The organism is Pseudomonas fungipugnans (assembly GCF_029955235.1).
Taxonomy (GTDB): domain Bacteria; phylum Pseudomonadota; class Gammaproteobacteria; order Pseudomonadales; family Pseudomonadaceae; genus Aquipseudomonas; species Aquipseudomonas fungipugnans.
In genome coordinates, this window is record NZ_JARBWL010000002.1 from 1,236,165 (window position 1) to 1,250,658 (window position 14,494).

Consider the following 14,494-nt stretch of genomic DNA (forward strand, 5'->3'; position numbering starts at 1 on the left):
TCATTCATGGCTTCGCAAACGTTTGCTGGAGGCCTGTTCGGCGAATTCAGGCAACACGCTTGCGTGAGGGCGAAAATCGCCCCCAGCGTCTTTGGCTAATCAGTTATTGGTCGAGGCTGACCCCCGAGAACACATTGCGACCGAAGGGGCTGACCTTGAACCCTTCGATTTTGGCGCTCAACGGCTGGTTGACCGTCGAGTGAGCGACTGGCGTGATCGGCACTTGCTGCTTGAGCAATTGCTGCGCCTGTTTGTAGAGTGCGGTGCGCTGACCAATGTCGGTGACGGTTTTGGCCTGCTTGATCAGCTTGTCGTAAGCCGGATCACACCACATGGAGTAGTTGTTGCCGCCAATGGCGTCGCAGCTGTAAAGCGTGCCGAGCCAGTTGTCGGGATCCCCGTTGTCGCCCGTCCAGCCGATCAGGCTGATGTCGTGTTCACCATTCTTGGTGCGCTTGATGTACTCGCCCCATTCGTAGCTGACGATCTTGACCTTGAGGCCGATCTTTGCCCAGTCCGCCTGGAGCATTTCGGCCATCAACTTGGCGTTGGGGTTGTAAGGGCGCTGGACCGGCATGGCCCAGAGGGTGATTTGCGTGCCGTCCTTCACGCCGGCAGCCTTGAGCAATTCCCTGGCTTTTTCCGGGTTGTAGGCGGCGTCTTTGATGGTGTCGTCGTAGGACCACTGGGTCGGCGGCATGGCATTGACCGCCAACTGCCCGGCACCTTGATAGACGGCGTTGAGAATGCCTTGCTTGTTCACCGCCATGTCCAGCGCCTGGCGCACTTCGAGCTGGTCGAAGGGTTTGTGGCGCACGTTGTAGGCGATGTAACCGAGGTTGAAGCCGGGTTTTTCGATGAGCTTGAGTTTCGGGTCGTTCTTCAGTGCGGCTACATCGGCAGGGCGCGGATGCAGGGTGATCTGGCATTCGCCGGCCTTGAGTTTCTGCACTCGCACCGAGGCGTCGGTATTGATGGCGAAGATCAGATTGTCGAGCTTGACCCGGCTCGGGTCCCAGTACTGCTTGTTGCCGGTGTACCGGATGTTCGAGTCTTTCTGATAGCTCTTGAACACGAACGGCCCGGTGCCGATCGGCTTCTGATTGATGTCGCTGGGCTTGCCGTCAGCCAGCAATTTGTCGGCGTATTCAGCGGACAGGATGGCGGCGAAGCTCATGGCAATGTTCTGGATGAACGCGGCGTCCACGCTGTTGAGCGTCATGACCACGGTCAGCGGCCCGGTCTTTTCGACCTTGGCGATGTTCTTGTTCAGGCTCATCCCGTTGAAATACGGGAACTCCGTCGGGTAGGCCTTACGGAATGGTTGTTGCGGGTCGAGCATGCGATTGAACGTGAACAGCACATCATCGGCATTGAAATCGCGAGTCGGCGTGAACCAGGGCGTGGTGTGGAATTTCACCCCTTCGCGTAGATGGAAGGTGTACTTGAGGCCGTCCTCGGAAATATCCCAGCTCTTTGCCAGGCCCGGTACGACGTTGGTCGCGCCTTTCTCAAACTCTGCCAGCCGGTTGTACAGCGGTTCGGCGGCGTCGTTGTCGGTCGCAGTGGTGTACTGCGCCGTGTCGAAACCGGCGGGGCTGCCTTCGGAGCAGAAGACCAGGCTGTTGTTGGCGGCCTGGCTGGAAGTGGCGGCCAACAGGCCGGTGCTCAGTAACGCGGATAAAACCAAGGTATGGCGCATAACGCTCCCTCTTTTCAGTGTTTTGACAATGAAGCGGCGCGCCGTCCGGGCACGTAATGCTTCATTGATCTCAATCCATCGCAGCAGCAGCAAACCGGTGGCGCACGCATGAACGGGTCGGATCCCGACGGTATGAGCCGTGGGTCCGGCAGTAAATGCGTAAAGCCTGAAAATCTCGTAGGAAAAGCCGACAGTCGTCTGTCTCTGCTGTGTGTGCAGTGGATCAGGCTGTAGGTAATTTCCCGCTTTTGCGGCGGATTAAACTGCGGCGACGTTAAACGTCGCCGCAGTCGAACCTTATTTGCTGATGCTGACGCCGTAGAAGGAGTTCAAGCCGAATGGGCTGATCTTGAAGTCCTGCACGTTGGCGCGCATGGGTTGATACACCGTCGAGTGTGCGATAGGTGTCATTGGAACAGCATCCTTGAGCAGATGTTGTGCCTGTTTGTACAGCTCGGTGCGTTTGGCCTGGTCCGGGGTGGACTTGGCTTCCTTGATCAGTGTGTCGTATGGCTTGTCGCACCATTTCGAGAAGTTGTTGCCGTTCATGGCATCGCAACCGAACAGGGTGCCGAGCCAGTTGTCCGGGTCACCATTGTCGCCGCTCCAGCCGATGATCATCGCCTGGTTCTCGCCACCTTTGGAACGCTTGATGTACTCGCCCCATTCGTAGCTGACGATGTTCACGTTCAGGCCGATTTTCTTCCAGTCGGACTGCAGCATTTCAGCCATCAGCTTGGCGTTCGGGTTGTACGGACGCTGAACCGGCATGGCCCACAGAGTGATCTGGGTGCCTTCCTTGACGCCAGCTTCCTTGAGCAGCTCCTTGGCTTTCTCAGGGTCGTACTTGGCATCCTTGATGGTGGTGTCGTAAGACCACTGGGTCGGGGGCATGGCGTTGACGGCCAGTTGGCCCGCGCCCTGGTAAACCGAATCGATGATCTGCGGCTTGTTCACCGACATGTCCAGCGCCTGACGAACGCGCAGGTCAGCCAACGGGTTGGCGTCGGTGCGGCCCTTGAGCACAGGCATGACGTTGTAGGCGATATAGCCCAGGTTGAAACCAGCCTGATGCGGCAGTTTCAGATCCTTGTCTTCGCCCAGTGCCTTGAGGTCGGCCGGACGCGGGAAGAGGGTGACCTGGCATTCGTTCTTCTTCAGCTTCTGAATGCGCACCGACGGGTCGGTGGTGATGGCGAAGATCAGGTTATCGATCTTCACGTCGTCAGGTTTCCAGTAGTCCTTGTTCCCGGTGTAGCGGATGTTGGAGTCTTTCTGGTAGCTCTTGAACACGAACGGACCGGTACCGATCGGCTTCTGGTTGATGTCGCCCGGCCTGCCTTCCTTGAGTAGCTTGGCGGCGTATTCGGCGGACTGGACGGAGGCGAAGCTCATGGCCAGGTTTTGAATGAACGCTGCATCAACGGTGTTCAGCACGAACTTGACGGTGTGATCGTCGATCTTCTCGACCTTGGCAATGTTGGTGTCCATGCCCATGTCGGTGAAGTACGGGAATTCGGTCGGGTACGCTTTGCGGAACGGATCATCCTTGTTAATCATGCGATTAAAGGTGAACAGCACGTCGTCGGCGTTGAACTCACGAGTCGGGGTGAAGTACGGCGTGGTGTGGAACTTCACACCTTCACGCAGGTGGAAGGTGTATTCCTTTACGTCCGGGGAAATGTCCCAGCTGGTCGCCAGGCCAGGAACAACGGCGGTGCCGCCGCGCTCGAACTGTGTCAGGCGGTTGAACATGGTTTCTGCAGAGGCGTCGAAGTCGGTTCCGGTGGTGTACTGACCAGGATCAAAACCGGCCGGGCTCCCTTCGGAGCAAAACACCAGGTTAGTCGCCGCAACGGCGAAAGGTGCGCTAGCCAACAGGCTGGCGCCGACTAAAAACGGAATGACCGCGTGTTTAAGCATGGTGGCCTCATGATTTGTTGTCATTTTTGGAATTAGAGGACGACCTCGTGAGTCGTGCCTGCGGATACTTATGCAGGGGCCATACCCATTGCAAGATCTTGCATGGCTACAAGCCTTAAACAGTGGCACGAACGTACCTTAATGTCGCATATGTATAAATTCTGACGCATTTGACCGTTTGCGGGCGTTTTTTACGGTGCAAACGGCGCACCGCGACGGGGCAACCGGGGCGTCTGGCGCACCCGGTTGGCGCGCGGTGTTACTTATTTATACCCACGCCGTAGAAGGGTGTGAGGCCAAACGGACTGATTTTGAAATCAGTCACTTCCTTGCGCAGCGGCTGGAACACCGTCGAGTTGGCGATCGGCGTGATCGGCACCTGCTGCTTAAGGATTTGTTGGGCCTGTTGATACAATTTGACCCGTTGGTCACGGTCGGTAGACACCTTCGCCTGCTGGATCAACGTGTCGTACGCCGGATCACACCACTTGGCGTAGTTGCTGCCTTTGACCGCCGCACAACTGTAGAGCACGCCGAGCCAGTTGTCGGGGTCACCGTTGTCACCGGTCCAGCCGTAGATCATCGCGTCGTGTTCGCCGTTCTTGGCGCGCTTGATGTACTCGCCCCATTCATAGCTGACGATGTTGGCCTTGATCCCGACTTTCTCCCAATCCTGCTGGATCATCTGCGCCGACATCCGCGCGTTCGGGTTGGAGGCGCGCTGCACGGTCATGGCCCACAAATTGAGGGTCGTACCCGGCGCAACCCCTGCTTCCTTCAGTAGCGCCTTCGCCCTGGTCGGGTCGTAGGGCGCATCCTTGATGTTCGGGTCATAGGACCATTGCGCCGGCGGCAGGGCGTTCTGCGCCAGCTGCCCGGCACTCTGGTAGACGGCCTTGATGATCGCCGGCTTGTCGATGGCCATGTCCAGCGCCTGACGCACCTTGAGCTGATCCAGTGGCGGGTGGGTGACGTTGTAGGCAAGGAAGCCCAGATTGAAACCGGCCTGTTTGAGTACTGTCAGGTTGGGGTCTTTCTCCATGACCTCGATGTCTGCAGGGCGCGGGTAGCCGCTGACCTGGCACTCGCCGGTCTTGAGTTTCTGCAAACGCACGGCGGCGTCCGGGGTGATCGAGAACACCAGATTGTCGATTTTCACGTCCTCGGGTTTCCAGTACGCCTTGTTGGCGACGTAGCGAATCTGCGAGTCCTTCTGATAACGCTTGAACACGAACGGACCGGTGCCGACCGGCTTCTGGTTGATGTCGGCGGCTTTGCCTTCCTTTAATAGCAGCGCGCCGTATTCGGCGGACTGCACCGAGGCGAAGCTCATCGCCAGGTTCTGGATGAACGCGGCGTCGACGTTGTTCAGGCTGAAGCGCACGGTGTGTTCGTCGAGTTTGTCGACGCTTTTGATGGTCTTGTTCAGGTCCATGTCGGTGAAGTACGGCGACTCGGCGGGGTAGGCCTTGCGAAAGGCGTTCTCCGGATCGAGCAGGCGCTGGAAAGTGAACAGCACGTCGTCGGCGTTGAAGTCGCGGGTTGGGGTGAAGTAGTCGGTGGTGTGGAATTTCACGCCGTCGCGCAGGTGGAAGGTGTAGCTGAGGCCGTCCTGGCTCACGTCCCAGCTTGTTGCCAGGCCCGGTTCTACTTCGGTGCCGCCGCGTTTGAATTGGGTGAGGCGGTTGAATACGGTTTCGGCCGAGGCATCGAAGTCGGTGCCGCTGGTGTATTGGCTGGGGTCGAAGCCGGCGGGGCTGGCTTCGGAGCAGTAGACCAATGTTGTGGCTGCGTTTGCGAAAGGGGCGATTGTGGCCAGGGTGAGTGCGAGTAGGAGCGGTTTGACGGTGGTTCTTGGCATGGGGGACCTGAGGGGGTTCTGGCGGCTATATGTTTTTGAGAGTAGCCGGGTTGGTGGGGGTGGCGGAAATATCGTTTTTTCAGGGGGACCCCTGTGTCTGGGCATAGTCGCTTGGACTTGGCGGCCTTAGGGCCGACCATGTTCTTCCAGGTGTGCACTGTTCAAACTGTGGGAGCTGGCTTGCCTGCGAAGGCGGCCTGACAGCCGACCGGGATTTTGATGGGGTGTATATCCGTTGCTGCGGTAACGGCGGCTTATGGTTTCGCCCTTACGGCGAGGCACTTTTTTCAAACGCCAAAAAAGTACCCCAAAAGGCTCGCCCCGAGCGTACGGCTCCTCGCCTGGGCTCGGTGTTCCCTCGCTCCGGTATTCATCTGGGGGCATCGCCTACGGTCTGCTTCGCGACGACCTCCTCTCGATGTGTGCGGCTGCGCCGCACGGCGCTACGCGCCCATCCCCAGATAAACACCTCCACTCGGCCTCCCGAAGGGGCGGGTAGATCAAGAGCTGCAGGCGAGCTAACGCTCGGCCTGATGAGTGGTGAAGGGCGGGGGGGGGGGATGCGGATCTGCTTCTGCTTTTGCTTTTGCTTTTCTGTGGGAGCGAGCTTGCTCGCGATGGCGGCCTACCAGCCGACCAATCTCTCCCGAATGTACCCCACTCAAACCTGTGGGAGCTGGCTTGCCTGCGAAAGCGGCCCACCAGCCAACCAATCTCCCCCAGATGCACCCGATCCACCTGTGGGAGCTGGCTTGCCTGCGAAAACGCCCAGCCAGCCAACCAATCTCTCCCAGATGCACCCCGCTCAAAACTGTGGGAGCTGGCTTGCCTGCGAAAGCGGCCCACCAGCCAACCAATCTCCCCCAGATGCACCCAGTCCAAACTGTGGGAGCTGGCTTGCCTGCGAAGACGCCCCACCAGCCAACCAATCTCCCCAGATGCACCCAGTCCAAACTGTGGGAGCTGGCTTGCCTGCGAAGACGCCCCACCAGCCAACCAATCTCCCCCCAGATGCACCCAGTCCAAACTGTGGGAGCTGGCTTGCCTGCGAAAGCGGCTCATCAGCCAACCAATCTCCCCCAGATGCACCCAGTCCAAACTGTGGGAGCTGGCTTGCCTGCGAAAGCGGCCCACCAGCCAACCAATCTCCCCCAGATGCACCCAGTCCAAACTGTGGGAGCTGGCTTGCCTGCGGAGACGGCCCGCCAGCCAACCAATCTCCCCCAGATGCACCCAGTCCAAACTGTGGGAGCTGGCTTGCCTGCGAAAGCGGCCCACCAGCCAACCAATCTCCCCCAGATGCACCCAGTCCAAACTGTGGGAGCTGGCTTGCCTGCGAAGACGCCCAACCAGCCAACCAATCTCCCCCCAGATGCACCCAGTCCAAACTGTGGGAGCTGCCTTGCCTGCGAAAGCGGCCCACCAGCCAACCAATCTCCCCCAGATGTACACCACTCAAAACTATGGGAGCGCGAAGGCGGCAGGCCAACCGTCAAATAAATCAGGGCCTGACGACAGGCAATAAAAAACGGCGATCACTCAAGTGATCGCCGTTCTGTATTCAAGTGCTATCGCCTCAAGGCGCCATCAACACTTCAATCGACCCGTCCGCCGTCATGCTCACCTGGCTGGTGCCCGCCTCAACATCCGGGGTCACGGGCGCCGAGTCCATGCCTGCTGCCGCTTTCATCATCATCGGCGCGCGCATGTACGGTTGTGGATAACCATTGCTGTTCAGGTTCAGGTTGACGATTTTGTAGCCCTTGCCGCCCAGCGCATCGGTCGCCAGTTGGGCGCGTGCCTTGAAGGCGGTCACGGCTTCTTTAAGCAGTGCGTCTTCGCTGGCCTTGCGGGTCGGGGTGGCGATGGCGAAATCCATGCCGCCCATTTTCAGGTCGGTGAGCAGTTCGCCGGTGAGTTTCGACAGGGCGGCAAAGTCCGAGCTTTCCAGGCGCAGTTCGGCACGTTCGCGCCAGCCGGTGATTTTCTGGCCTTTGGGCTCGTAGATCGGGTAGCTGTTGCGGCTGCCCTGGCGCAGGGTGATGTCTTTGACTTGCTTGGCCTGGGCCAGTGCTTTGTTCATGGTGGTGCTGATGTCGGCGGCGAGTTTGGCCGGGTCGGTGTTTTGTTCTTCGGTGTAGAGCGTCACGATCATCAGGTCGCGGGCCACTTCCTGGCTGACTTCGGCGCGCAGGGAAATCTGGTTGTAATGCAGATCGTCGGCGGCCAGGGCCGGGAGGCTGGCGACGGTGCCAACGCTGAGGGCGAGAAGGGCGGCGCTGCGGCGCAATGTGAACATGAAAAGCTCCTTGAAAGGGGGCGCAGGGGTGGTGGTCCGGGCCTGCGTGAACCATCAGACTCTAGCTTTTATGATCCGGTTCGCACAGTTACAACTTCTATACAGATGCGGGGGGGACTGCGGCGCAGTCAATCGCGAGCAGGCTCGCTCCCTCAGGGAGCGCATTCCAATGGTGGGAGCGAGCCTGCTCGGGAAGGCGTCCTTATAGACGCCAAAATCCGTTCTGCCATGTGGCTGTTTGCCGCACTTTTGCCTCCCGGCCCCCGTGCTTGGTTATACTCCGTGCGATCCGCCTGGAGCGCTCATCAGGAGAGCTCATGCTCGCCCCCGTTCAACTGACTTCCGCCACTCGCCAGAATCTCTGGCGGCTCACATTCATTCGCACCTTGGTGCTGGCTGCGCAGGCTGGTTCTGTCGGGTTGGCCTATTGGTTCGATCTGCTGCCGCTGCCGTGGCTGCAACTGGCGATGACCCTCGGCTGCTCGATGCTGCTGTGCGCCTTCACGGCCATACGCCTGCGCACTTCATGGCCGGTCACCGAACTTGAATACGCCGTGCAACTGGCCTGCGACCTGTTTATCCACAGCGCCTTGCTGTATTTCTCCGGTGGTTCGACCAACCCGTTTGTCTCTTATTACCTGGTGCCACTGACCATCGCTGCCGTGACGTTGCCGTGGCGTTATTCGGTGGTGCTGTCCGGTATTGCACTGACGATGTACACCCTGCTGCTGGCGCGTTTCTATCCGCTGCAAACGTTTCCCATCGCCCGGGAAAGTCTTCAGGTGTACGGGATGTGGCTGAGTTTTGCCCTGGCCGCCGCCGTCATAACGTTCTTCGCCGCCCGCATGGCCGAAGAGCTGCGCCGTCAGGAAGAGCTGCGCGCCATTCGTCGTGAAGAAGGCCTGCGCGATCAGCAATTGCTCGCTGTCGCAACGCAAGCCGCCGGTGCCGCCCATGAATTGGGCACGCCGCTGGCGACCATGAGCGTGCTGCTCAAGGAAATGCGTCAGGATCATCCCGATCCGCTGTTGCAGGACGATCTGAGCGTGCTGCAAGATCAGGTCAAACTCTGCAAAGAGACCTTGCAGCAGTTGGTGCGCGCCGCCGAGGCCAATCGTCGCCTGGCCGTGGAAATGCAGGACGTCACCGACTGGCTCGACGAAGCGCTGAACCGCTGGCACCTGATGCGCCCGGAAGCCAGTTACCGCTTCCAGCGCCTCGGCCAGGGCGCTGTGCCGCGCATGGCCCCGCCGCCGGACCTGACCCAGGCGCTGCTGAATTTGCTCAACAACGCCGCTGATGCCTGCCCCGAAGGGCTGCAAGTGACGCTGGACTGGAATGCCGAAGATTTGACCATCAGCATTCGCGACCACGGCGCCGGTGTGCCGCTGGCCATCGCCGAGCAGATCGGCAAACCGTTTTTTACCACCAAGGGCAAAGGTTTCGGCCTGGGCCTGTTTTTGAGCAAGGCCAGCGTGACACGCGCCGGCGGCTCAGTGAAACTCTACAGTCATGAGGAAGGCGGCACGCTCACCGAGCTGCGCCTGCCCCGTGTCGCCCGAGGAGACGAACATGAGTGACGAGATCCAAGTTGAAGGCGAAGAGCTGCCGCATTTGCTGCTGGTAGACGACGACGCCACCTTCACCCGCGTGATGGCCCGTGCCATGGCCCGCCGTGGTTTTCGCGTCAGCACCGCCGGCTCCGCCGAAGAAGGCCTGACCATCGCCCAGGCTGACCTGCCGGACTACGCCGCGCTCGACCTGAAAATGGACGGCGACTCGGGTCTGGTGTTGCTGCCGAAACTGCTCGAACTCGACCCGGAAATGCGCGTGGTGATTCTCACCGGTTATTCGAGCATCGCCACCGCTGTCGAGGCGATCAAGCGCGGCGCCTGCAACTACCTGTGCAAACCGGCCGATGCCGATGACGTGCTGGCGGCGCTGCTGTCCGAACACGCCGACCTCGACACCCTGGTGCCGGAAAACCCGATGTCCGTAGACCGCTTGCAGTGGGAACACATTCAACGCGTGCTGACCGAACACGAAGGCAACATCTCCGCCACTGCCCGCGCCCTGGGCATGCACCGCCGCACCTTGCAGCGCAAACTGCAAAAACGCCCGGTCCGTCGCTGAACCTGCGCTGAACGAATGCTGGTCGCATCTCGCGACAAATCGAACCGATCATCTATGATCGGTTCGTGCGTGTTCTTTTCTTTATCGAGCCTTTTCCATGAATCAGAACGCTGAATATTCCGCGGTCAACGATGCTGTGCGCGGGCAGTTTTTCCGCAAGGTATGGGCGATGACCACGCCGTACTGGCGCAGCGAAGAAAAGGGTAAGGCCTGGACGTTGCTGATCGCCGTGATTGCCCTGTCGCTGATCAGCGTCGGGATATCGGTGTGGTTCAACACCTGGTACAAGGATTTCTACAACGCCCTGCAAAAGAAGGACGAGGCGGCGTTCTGGAAGCTGATTCTGTATTTCGGCGCGATTGCGACGGTGGCGATCATCGGTGCCGTGTACCGACTTTATCTGACCCAGATGCTGACCATCCGCTGGCGGGCCTGGCTCACCGAAAAGCATTTCGCCCGCTGGCTTGGCGACAAGAACTATTATCAGCTGGAGCAGGGCGGTTACACCGATAACCCGGACCAGCGGATTTCCGAGGACCTCAACAGCTTCACCTCCAACACCCTGGCGCTGGGGCTTGGGCTGATCCGCAACGTGGTCAGCCTGGTGTCCTTCTCGATCATTTTGTGGGGCGTGTCCGGCAGCATCGAGGTGTTCGGTTTCACCATTCCCGGCTACATGTTCTGGTGCGTGCTGATTTATGCCGCGGTCGGCAGTTGGCTGACGCATCTGATCGGTCGTCGCCTGATTGGCCTGAACAACCAACAACAACGCTTCGAAGCTGACCTGCGTTTCTCCATGGTGCGGGTTCGCGAGAACGCCGAAAGCATCGCGCTGTACAACGGCGAGCCCAATGAGAACCGTCGTCTGAGCAGCCGCTTCGGCATGGTCTGGCACAATTTCTGGGACATCATGAAGGTGTCCAAGCGTCTGACCTTCTTCACCTCCGGTTACAGCCAGATCGCGATCATTTTCCCGTTCATTGTCGCCGCACCGCGTTACTTCACCGGCAAGATCGAACTGGGTGAGCTGATGCAGATCAGCTCGGCGTTCGGCAACGTGCAGGAGAGTTTCAGCTGGTTCATCAGTGCGTACTCGGACCTCGCCGCGTGGCGCGCCACCTGTGATCGTCTGCTGAGTTTCCGTCAGGCGATGACCGACAACGAAGAGCGCCAGCCGTCCATTGACGTGCAAAACCAGGGCTCGGAACTGAAAATCCACAACCTGGGCCTGGACCTGGCCGACGGCCGGCATCTGCTGACCAGTGCCGACATGACCGTGCAAGAGGGCGAGCGAGTGATGCTCAGCGGTCGTTCCGGCAGCGGCAAATCGACATTGCTGCGGGCGATGGGGCACTTGTGGCCGCGTGGTCACGGCAATATCCGGCTGCCGGCGGGACGTTATCTGTTCCTGCCACAAAAGCCGTATCTGCCGATCGGCAGCTTGCGTGAGGCGCTGAGTTATCCACAGACCGGCGACACGTATACGCAAGAGCGTTACGTGCATGTGCTGGAAACCTGTCGTTTGCCGCATCTGGTGGCGCGTCTGGACGAAGCCAATCACTGGCAGCGCATGTTGTCGCCGGGCGAGCAGCAACGCCTGGCCTTCGCCCGTGCGCTGCTCTTTGAACCGCAATGGCTGTACATGGACGAAGCTACCTCGGCGATGGATGAAGAGGACGAAGCGACGCTGTATCAGGCGCTGATCGATCAATTGCCGGGGCTGAGCATTGTCAGCGTCGGCCATCGCAGCAGCCTGAAACGCTTCCATCCACGGCACATCCGTATCGACAACGGTCATCTGGTGGATCAGGCCGTAACCGCGTAAACACCACAATCCCTCCTGTGGGAGCGGGCTTGCTCGCGAAGGCGATGTGTCAGTCAATATATATGGAGCTGACACTCCCTCTTCGCGAGCAAGCCCGCTCCCACAGGGGAATGGTGCAAACCGTGACGGTGATCGTACAACCCGCATTAAGTTATGATGCGATTTCAGCCGAATTTTCGAGAAAGACGTTCACCATGGAAAACCCGATTGACGCACCACGCCTCCCTCGCAAGCGCCGCAGCCTCGCGCAGGAACTGGTGACGGTGCTGTCCGAGCAGATCCGCGACGGTCAGCTCAAGCGCGGCGACAAGTTGCCCACCGAGTCGGCGATCATGGAAGCGCACGGCGTCAGCCGCACTGTGGTGCGTGAGGCGATTTCCCGTTTGCAGGCGGCAGGGCAGGTGGAAACGCGTCATGGCATCGGCACCTTCGTGCTCGACACACCGAGCCCAAGTGGCTTTCGCATCGACCCGGCGACCGTGGTCACCTTGCGTGACGTGCTGGCGATCCTGGAACTGCGCATCAGCCTGGAAGTTGAATCCGCTGGCCTGGCCGCGCAACGGCGCAGCGCCGAACAGTTGGCGTTGATGCGTGCAGCGCTGGATGCACTGAACGAAAGCGCTTCCCACGCCAGCGATGCCGTGGCCTCGGACTTCCAGTTCCACCTGCAAATTGCCCTGTCTACCGGCAACCGCTACTTCACCGACATCATGACCCACCTGGGCACCAGCATCATTCCGCGTACGCGGTTGAATTCGGCGCGCCTGGCCCATGACGACCAGCAGCACTACATGAGTCGCCTGAGCCGTGAGCATGAGGAAATCTACGATGCGATTGCCCGCCAGGATTCGGATGCCGCGCGGGCGGCGATGCGCTTGCACCTGACCAATAGCCGTGAACGGTTGCGCCATGCGCATGAAGAGGCTGAAGCGCAACGCGGTTGAGATTTTAGTCGCCTGACACGACGCCATCGCGGGCAAGCTCGCTCCCACAGGGTGCCATGTGTGACCACATTTTCGTGTTCGACACATGACACTGTGGGAGCGAGCTTGCTCGCGGTGAGGCCGGCAGCTTCAGTGCATAACTTTCAGATCCCCTTCAAAATCCCCCGATCCCACATTTTCGTGTTCGACACATGACACTGTGGGAGCGAGCTTGCTCGCGATGAGGCCGGCAGCTTCAGTGCATAACTTTCAGATCCCCTTCAAAATCCCCCGATCCACCCGCACCGCCAGTTTCGCGGCCCCAGGCTTGGCATCAAACGTCACCTGACCGCCATCACCCACCACCGCCCGGGCAATCGGCTTGCCATCGGCCAGCAGTTCCAGCGGTGCGCCTTTCAGGGATTGGCCCGAAGCCAGTTCCAGTGTCACTTTGATTGTCATGATCGATCTCCTTATCAAACGTTGCCTTTGGGGTTGTAGTCCTTGAGCAGCAAGTACGTGCTCCAGCCCCACCAGTCATCCACGGTCGCGGTGTCGTTGAGGTTGTTCACGTCCTTGCGCCGCAATACCTTGCTGCCCTCGACCCGGAACAGCGGCGAAAAGTTGTTCGCTAGGTTCAGCACTGCTTGCAGATCCGGCAGCCGTTTCAGCGCCGCGTAAGTGGTGGGCGAGGGCAGTGTGCCGCTCAGGTAGGCCGTAAAAATCTCATCGGCCGAATCCTGCACCGCCTGCTTTACATGGACGCGGTTGACGCTGTCGCCACTGTCGAAGTAGCGCTTGTCGCCATAAGCACGCCATTGATCGCCGTTGCCGTTGCGCACCTTGAGGCCGAACTTGCTGTCTTCGTCGTGCATGAAGCGGGTGATCAGCGAGCCCAGGTCGCTGGGGGTAACCACCGCTGCGAGCTCCTTGCGTGGTACGCGCAAATGGCCGGACGAGAACAGGTCGGTCAAAAAGTGATCAGCGAAGGCGTTCATTGCATACGCCTGTTCCAACAGCTTCTTGTCCTGGCTGGCCTTGGCGTTTACGGCGTGTTGTAGCGCGACGCTGTGCCCGGCGATGTACGCCAGTTGCGCGTATTGGGCAAAGTGATCGGCATTGTTGGCGGCCAGTTTCAGGTAACGGCCGAACGGGAACATCGCCGAGACAAAGCTGCCGCCGCCGGTGATGCGATTCCACTCCTCGGACAACGTATCTCCGAGGGCGTCATAGGCTTCGTGCGGCTCCTTGCCGTCCGCGATCGCCTGGTTGACCGCGTCGATTTCCTTTTTCATCACGGCGAGGATTTTCGTCGCTTCGGCGCGCGAGGCCGGCAGCACGGCCAGGGATTCGTAGGCGGCGATGAAGCGCTGCAGCCGGTCTGCCAGCGTGCTGCCTTCACTGATTGGCCGGTCCGGGATGCCATAAAAGTCGCCGCCTAACGCCAGCACCTGACCATACGTCAGCGCCAGTTCGTTGGGCAGGCGCAACTGCACATCTTTGGCCTGTTGATCGTGGCCGGCGTTAAAACTCAGGAAGATGTCGTCGCCAATCGCGGTGTGTTCACCGCCCTCGAACCGCGCCCGAGGTTTTTCTTTCAGGCCTTTTTTGCTGGCGACAGCCGGTTGTCGCGACTTGCCGTGCAGGTCGGCGGTGAGCAGCACCAGGTGGCTGCCGTCGCCGGAAACAGCAATGCCGTGTTCGCTGAACAAGTGATCGAATTCGGCAATTGTCTTGCCGTCCGCAGTGGGTGTGGCTTGAGGATGTGAGGGTAGACCTGACATTTCTGGCTCCTTGATATGTCTGTAGCACAGGAAAAAATAACTGT

10 protein-coding genes are annotated in these 14,494 nt (G+C 59.6%); 4 read left to right on the plus strand and 6 right to left on the minus strand.

What is annotated here, in order from left to right:
• Positions 1-103: 103 nt before the first annotated feature.
• From POF45_RS20395 to POF45_RS20410, 4 genes are all read right to left on the minus strand, one after another.
• Entirely contained in the window at positions 104-1,702 is a 1,599-nt protein-coding gene (locus POF45_RS20395) for an ABC transporter substrate-binding protein (RefSeq protein WP_259499329.1), read from the minus strand.
• Positions 1,703-1,999: 297 nt separating this feature from the next.
• Complete coding sequence (locus tag POF45_RS20400; RefSeq protein ID WP_259499331.1) at positions 2,000-3,625, minus strand: ABC transporter substrate-binding protein; 1,626 nt, start codon at positions 3,623-3,625, stop codon at positions 2,000-2,002.
• Positions 3,626-3,884: 259 nt separating this feature from the next.
• Entirely contained in the window at positions 3,885-5,486 is a 1,602-nt protein-coding gene (locus tag POF45_RS20405) for an ABC transporter substrate-binding protein (protein ID WP_259499333.1), read from the minus strand.
• Between the two features lie 1,576 nt (positions 5,487-7,062).
• Positions 7,063-7,785, minus strand: coding sequence for an SIMPL domain-containing protein (locus POF45_RS20410; protein ID WP_259499335.1), 723 nt, complete (start codon positions 7,783-7,785; stop codon positions 7,063-7,065).
• A 317-nt stretch (positions 7,786-8,102) separates the two neighbouring features.
• Here POF45_RS20410 and POF45_RS20415 point away from each other — a divergent pair, with 317 nt between their 5' ends.
• The 4 genes from POF45_RS20415 (at position 8,103) to POF45_RS20430 (ending at position 12,687) form a co-directional block, all read left to right on the plus strand.
• On the plus strand, positions 8,103-9,365 hold the full coding sequence (locus POF45_RS20415) for an ATP-binding protein (RefSeq protein ID WP_259499337.1): 1,263 nt from the start codon (positions 8,103-8,105) through the stop codon (positions 9,363-9,365).
• Positions 9,358-9,918, plus strand: coding sequence for a response regulator transcription factor (locus POF45_RS20420; RefSeq protein WP_007942792.1), 561 nt, complete (start codon positions 9,358-9,360; stop codon positions 9,916-9,918). The genes POF45_RS20415 and POF45_RS20420 overlap by 8 nt, the downstream gene beginning before the upstream one ends.
• Positions 9,919-10,015: 97 nt before the next feature.
• Positions 10,016-11,743 (plus strand): ABC transporter ATP-binding protein/permease, encoded by a 1,728-nt coding sequence (locus POF45_RS20425; protein ID WP_282316577.1) that lies wholly within the window; start codon positions 10,016-10,018, stop codon positions 11,741-11,743.
• Between the two features lie 194 nt (positions 11,744-11,937).
• Positions 11,938-12,687: a FadR/GntR family transcriptional regulator gene (locus POF45_RS20430; RefSeq protein ID WP_259499342.1), complete on the plus strand. Its 750-nt coding sequence runs from the start codon at positions 11,938-11,940 to the stop codon at positions 12,685-12,687.
• Positions 12,688-12,936: 249 nt separating this feature from the next.
• Here POF45_RS20430 and POF45_RS20435 read toward each other — a convergent pair whose 3' ends face one another.
• Both POF45_RS20435 and POF45_RS20440 read right to left on the minus strand, forming a co-directional pair.
• Entirely contained in the window at positions 12,937-13,128 is a 192-nt protein-coding gene (locus tag POF45_RS20435) for a hypothetical protein (protein ID WP_259499343.1), read from the minus strand.
• Positions 13,129-13,142: 14 nt separating this feature from the next.
• A complete protein-coding gene (locus POF45_RS20440; RefSeq protein ID WP_282316578.1) occupies positions 13,143-14,450 on the minus strand; it encodes a phospholipase in 1,308 nt (435 codons plus the stop codon).
• Between the last annotated feature and the right edge of the window lie 44 nt (positions 14,451-14,494).

Bases quoted from the DNA above. Each gene is read 5' to 3' on its own strand.
- POF45_RS20410 (WP_259499335.1), bottom strand. From the start codon at position 7,785: ATGTTCACATTGCGCCGCAGCGCCGCCCTTCTCGCCCTCAGCGTTGGC.
- POF45_RS20400 (WP_259499331.1), bottom strand. From the start codon at position 3,625: ATGCTTAAACACGCGGTCATTCCGTTTTTAGTCGGCGCCAGCCTGTTG.
- POF45_RS20420 (WP_007942792.1), top strand. From the start codon at position 9,358: ATGAGTGACGAGATCCAAGTTGAAGGCGAAGAGCTGCCGCATTTGCTG.
- POF45_RS20435 (WP_259499343.1), bottom strand. From the start codon at position 13,128: ATGACAATCAAAGTGACACTGGAACTGGCTTCGGGCCAATCCCTGAAA.
- POF45_RS20425 (WP_282316577.1), top strand. From the start codon at position 10,016: ATGAATCAGAACGCTGAATATTCCGCGGTCAACGATGCTGTGCGCGGG.
- POF45_RS20440 (WP_282316578.1), bottom strand. From the start codon at position 14,450: ATGTCAGGTCTACCCTCACATCCTCAAGCCACACCCACTGCGGACGGC.
- POF45_RS20395 (WP_259499329.1), bottom strand. From the start codon at position 1,702: ATGCGCCATACCTTGGTTTTATCCGCGTTACTGAGCACCGGCCTGTTG.
- POF45_RS20415 (WP_259499337.1), top strand. From the start codon at position 8,103: ATGCTCGCCCCCGTTCAACTGACTTCCGCCACTCGCCAGAATCTCTGG.
- POF45_RS20430 (WP_259499342.1), top strand. From the start codon at position 11,938: ATGGAAAACCCGATTGACGCACCACGCCTCCCTCGCAAGCGCCGCAGC.
- POF45_RS20405 (WP_259499333.1), bottom strand. From the start codon at position 5,486: ATGCCAAGAACCACCGTCAAACCGCTCCTACTCGCACTCACCCTGGCC.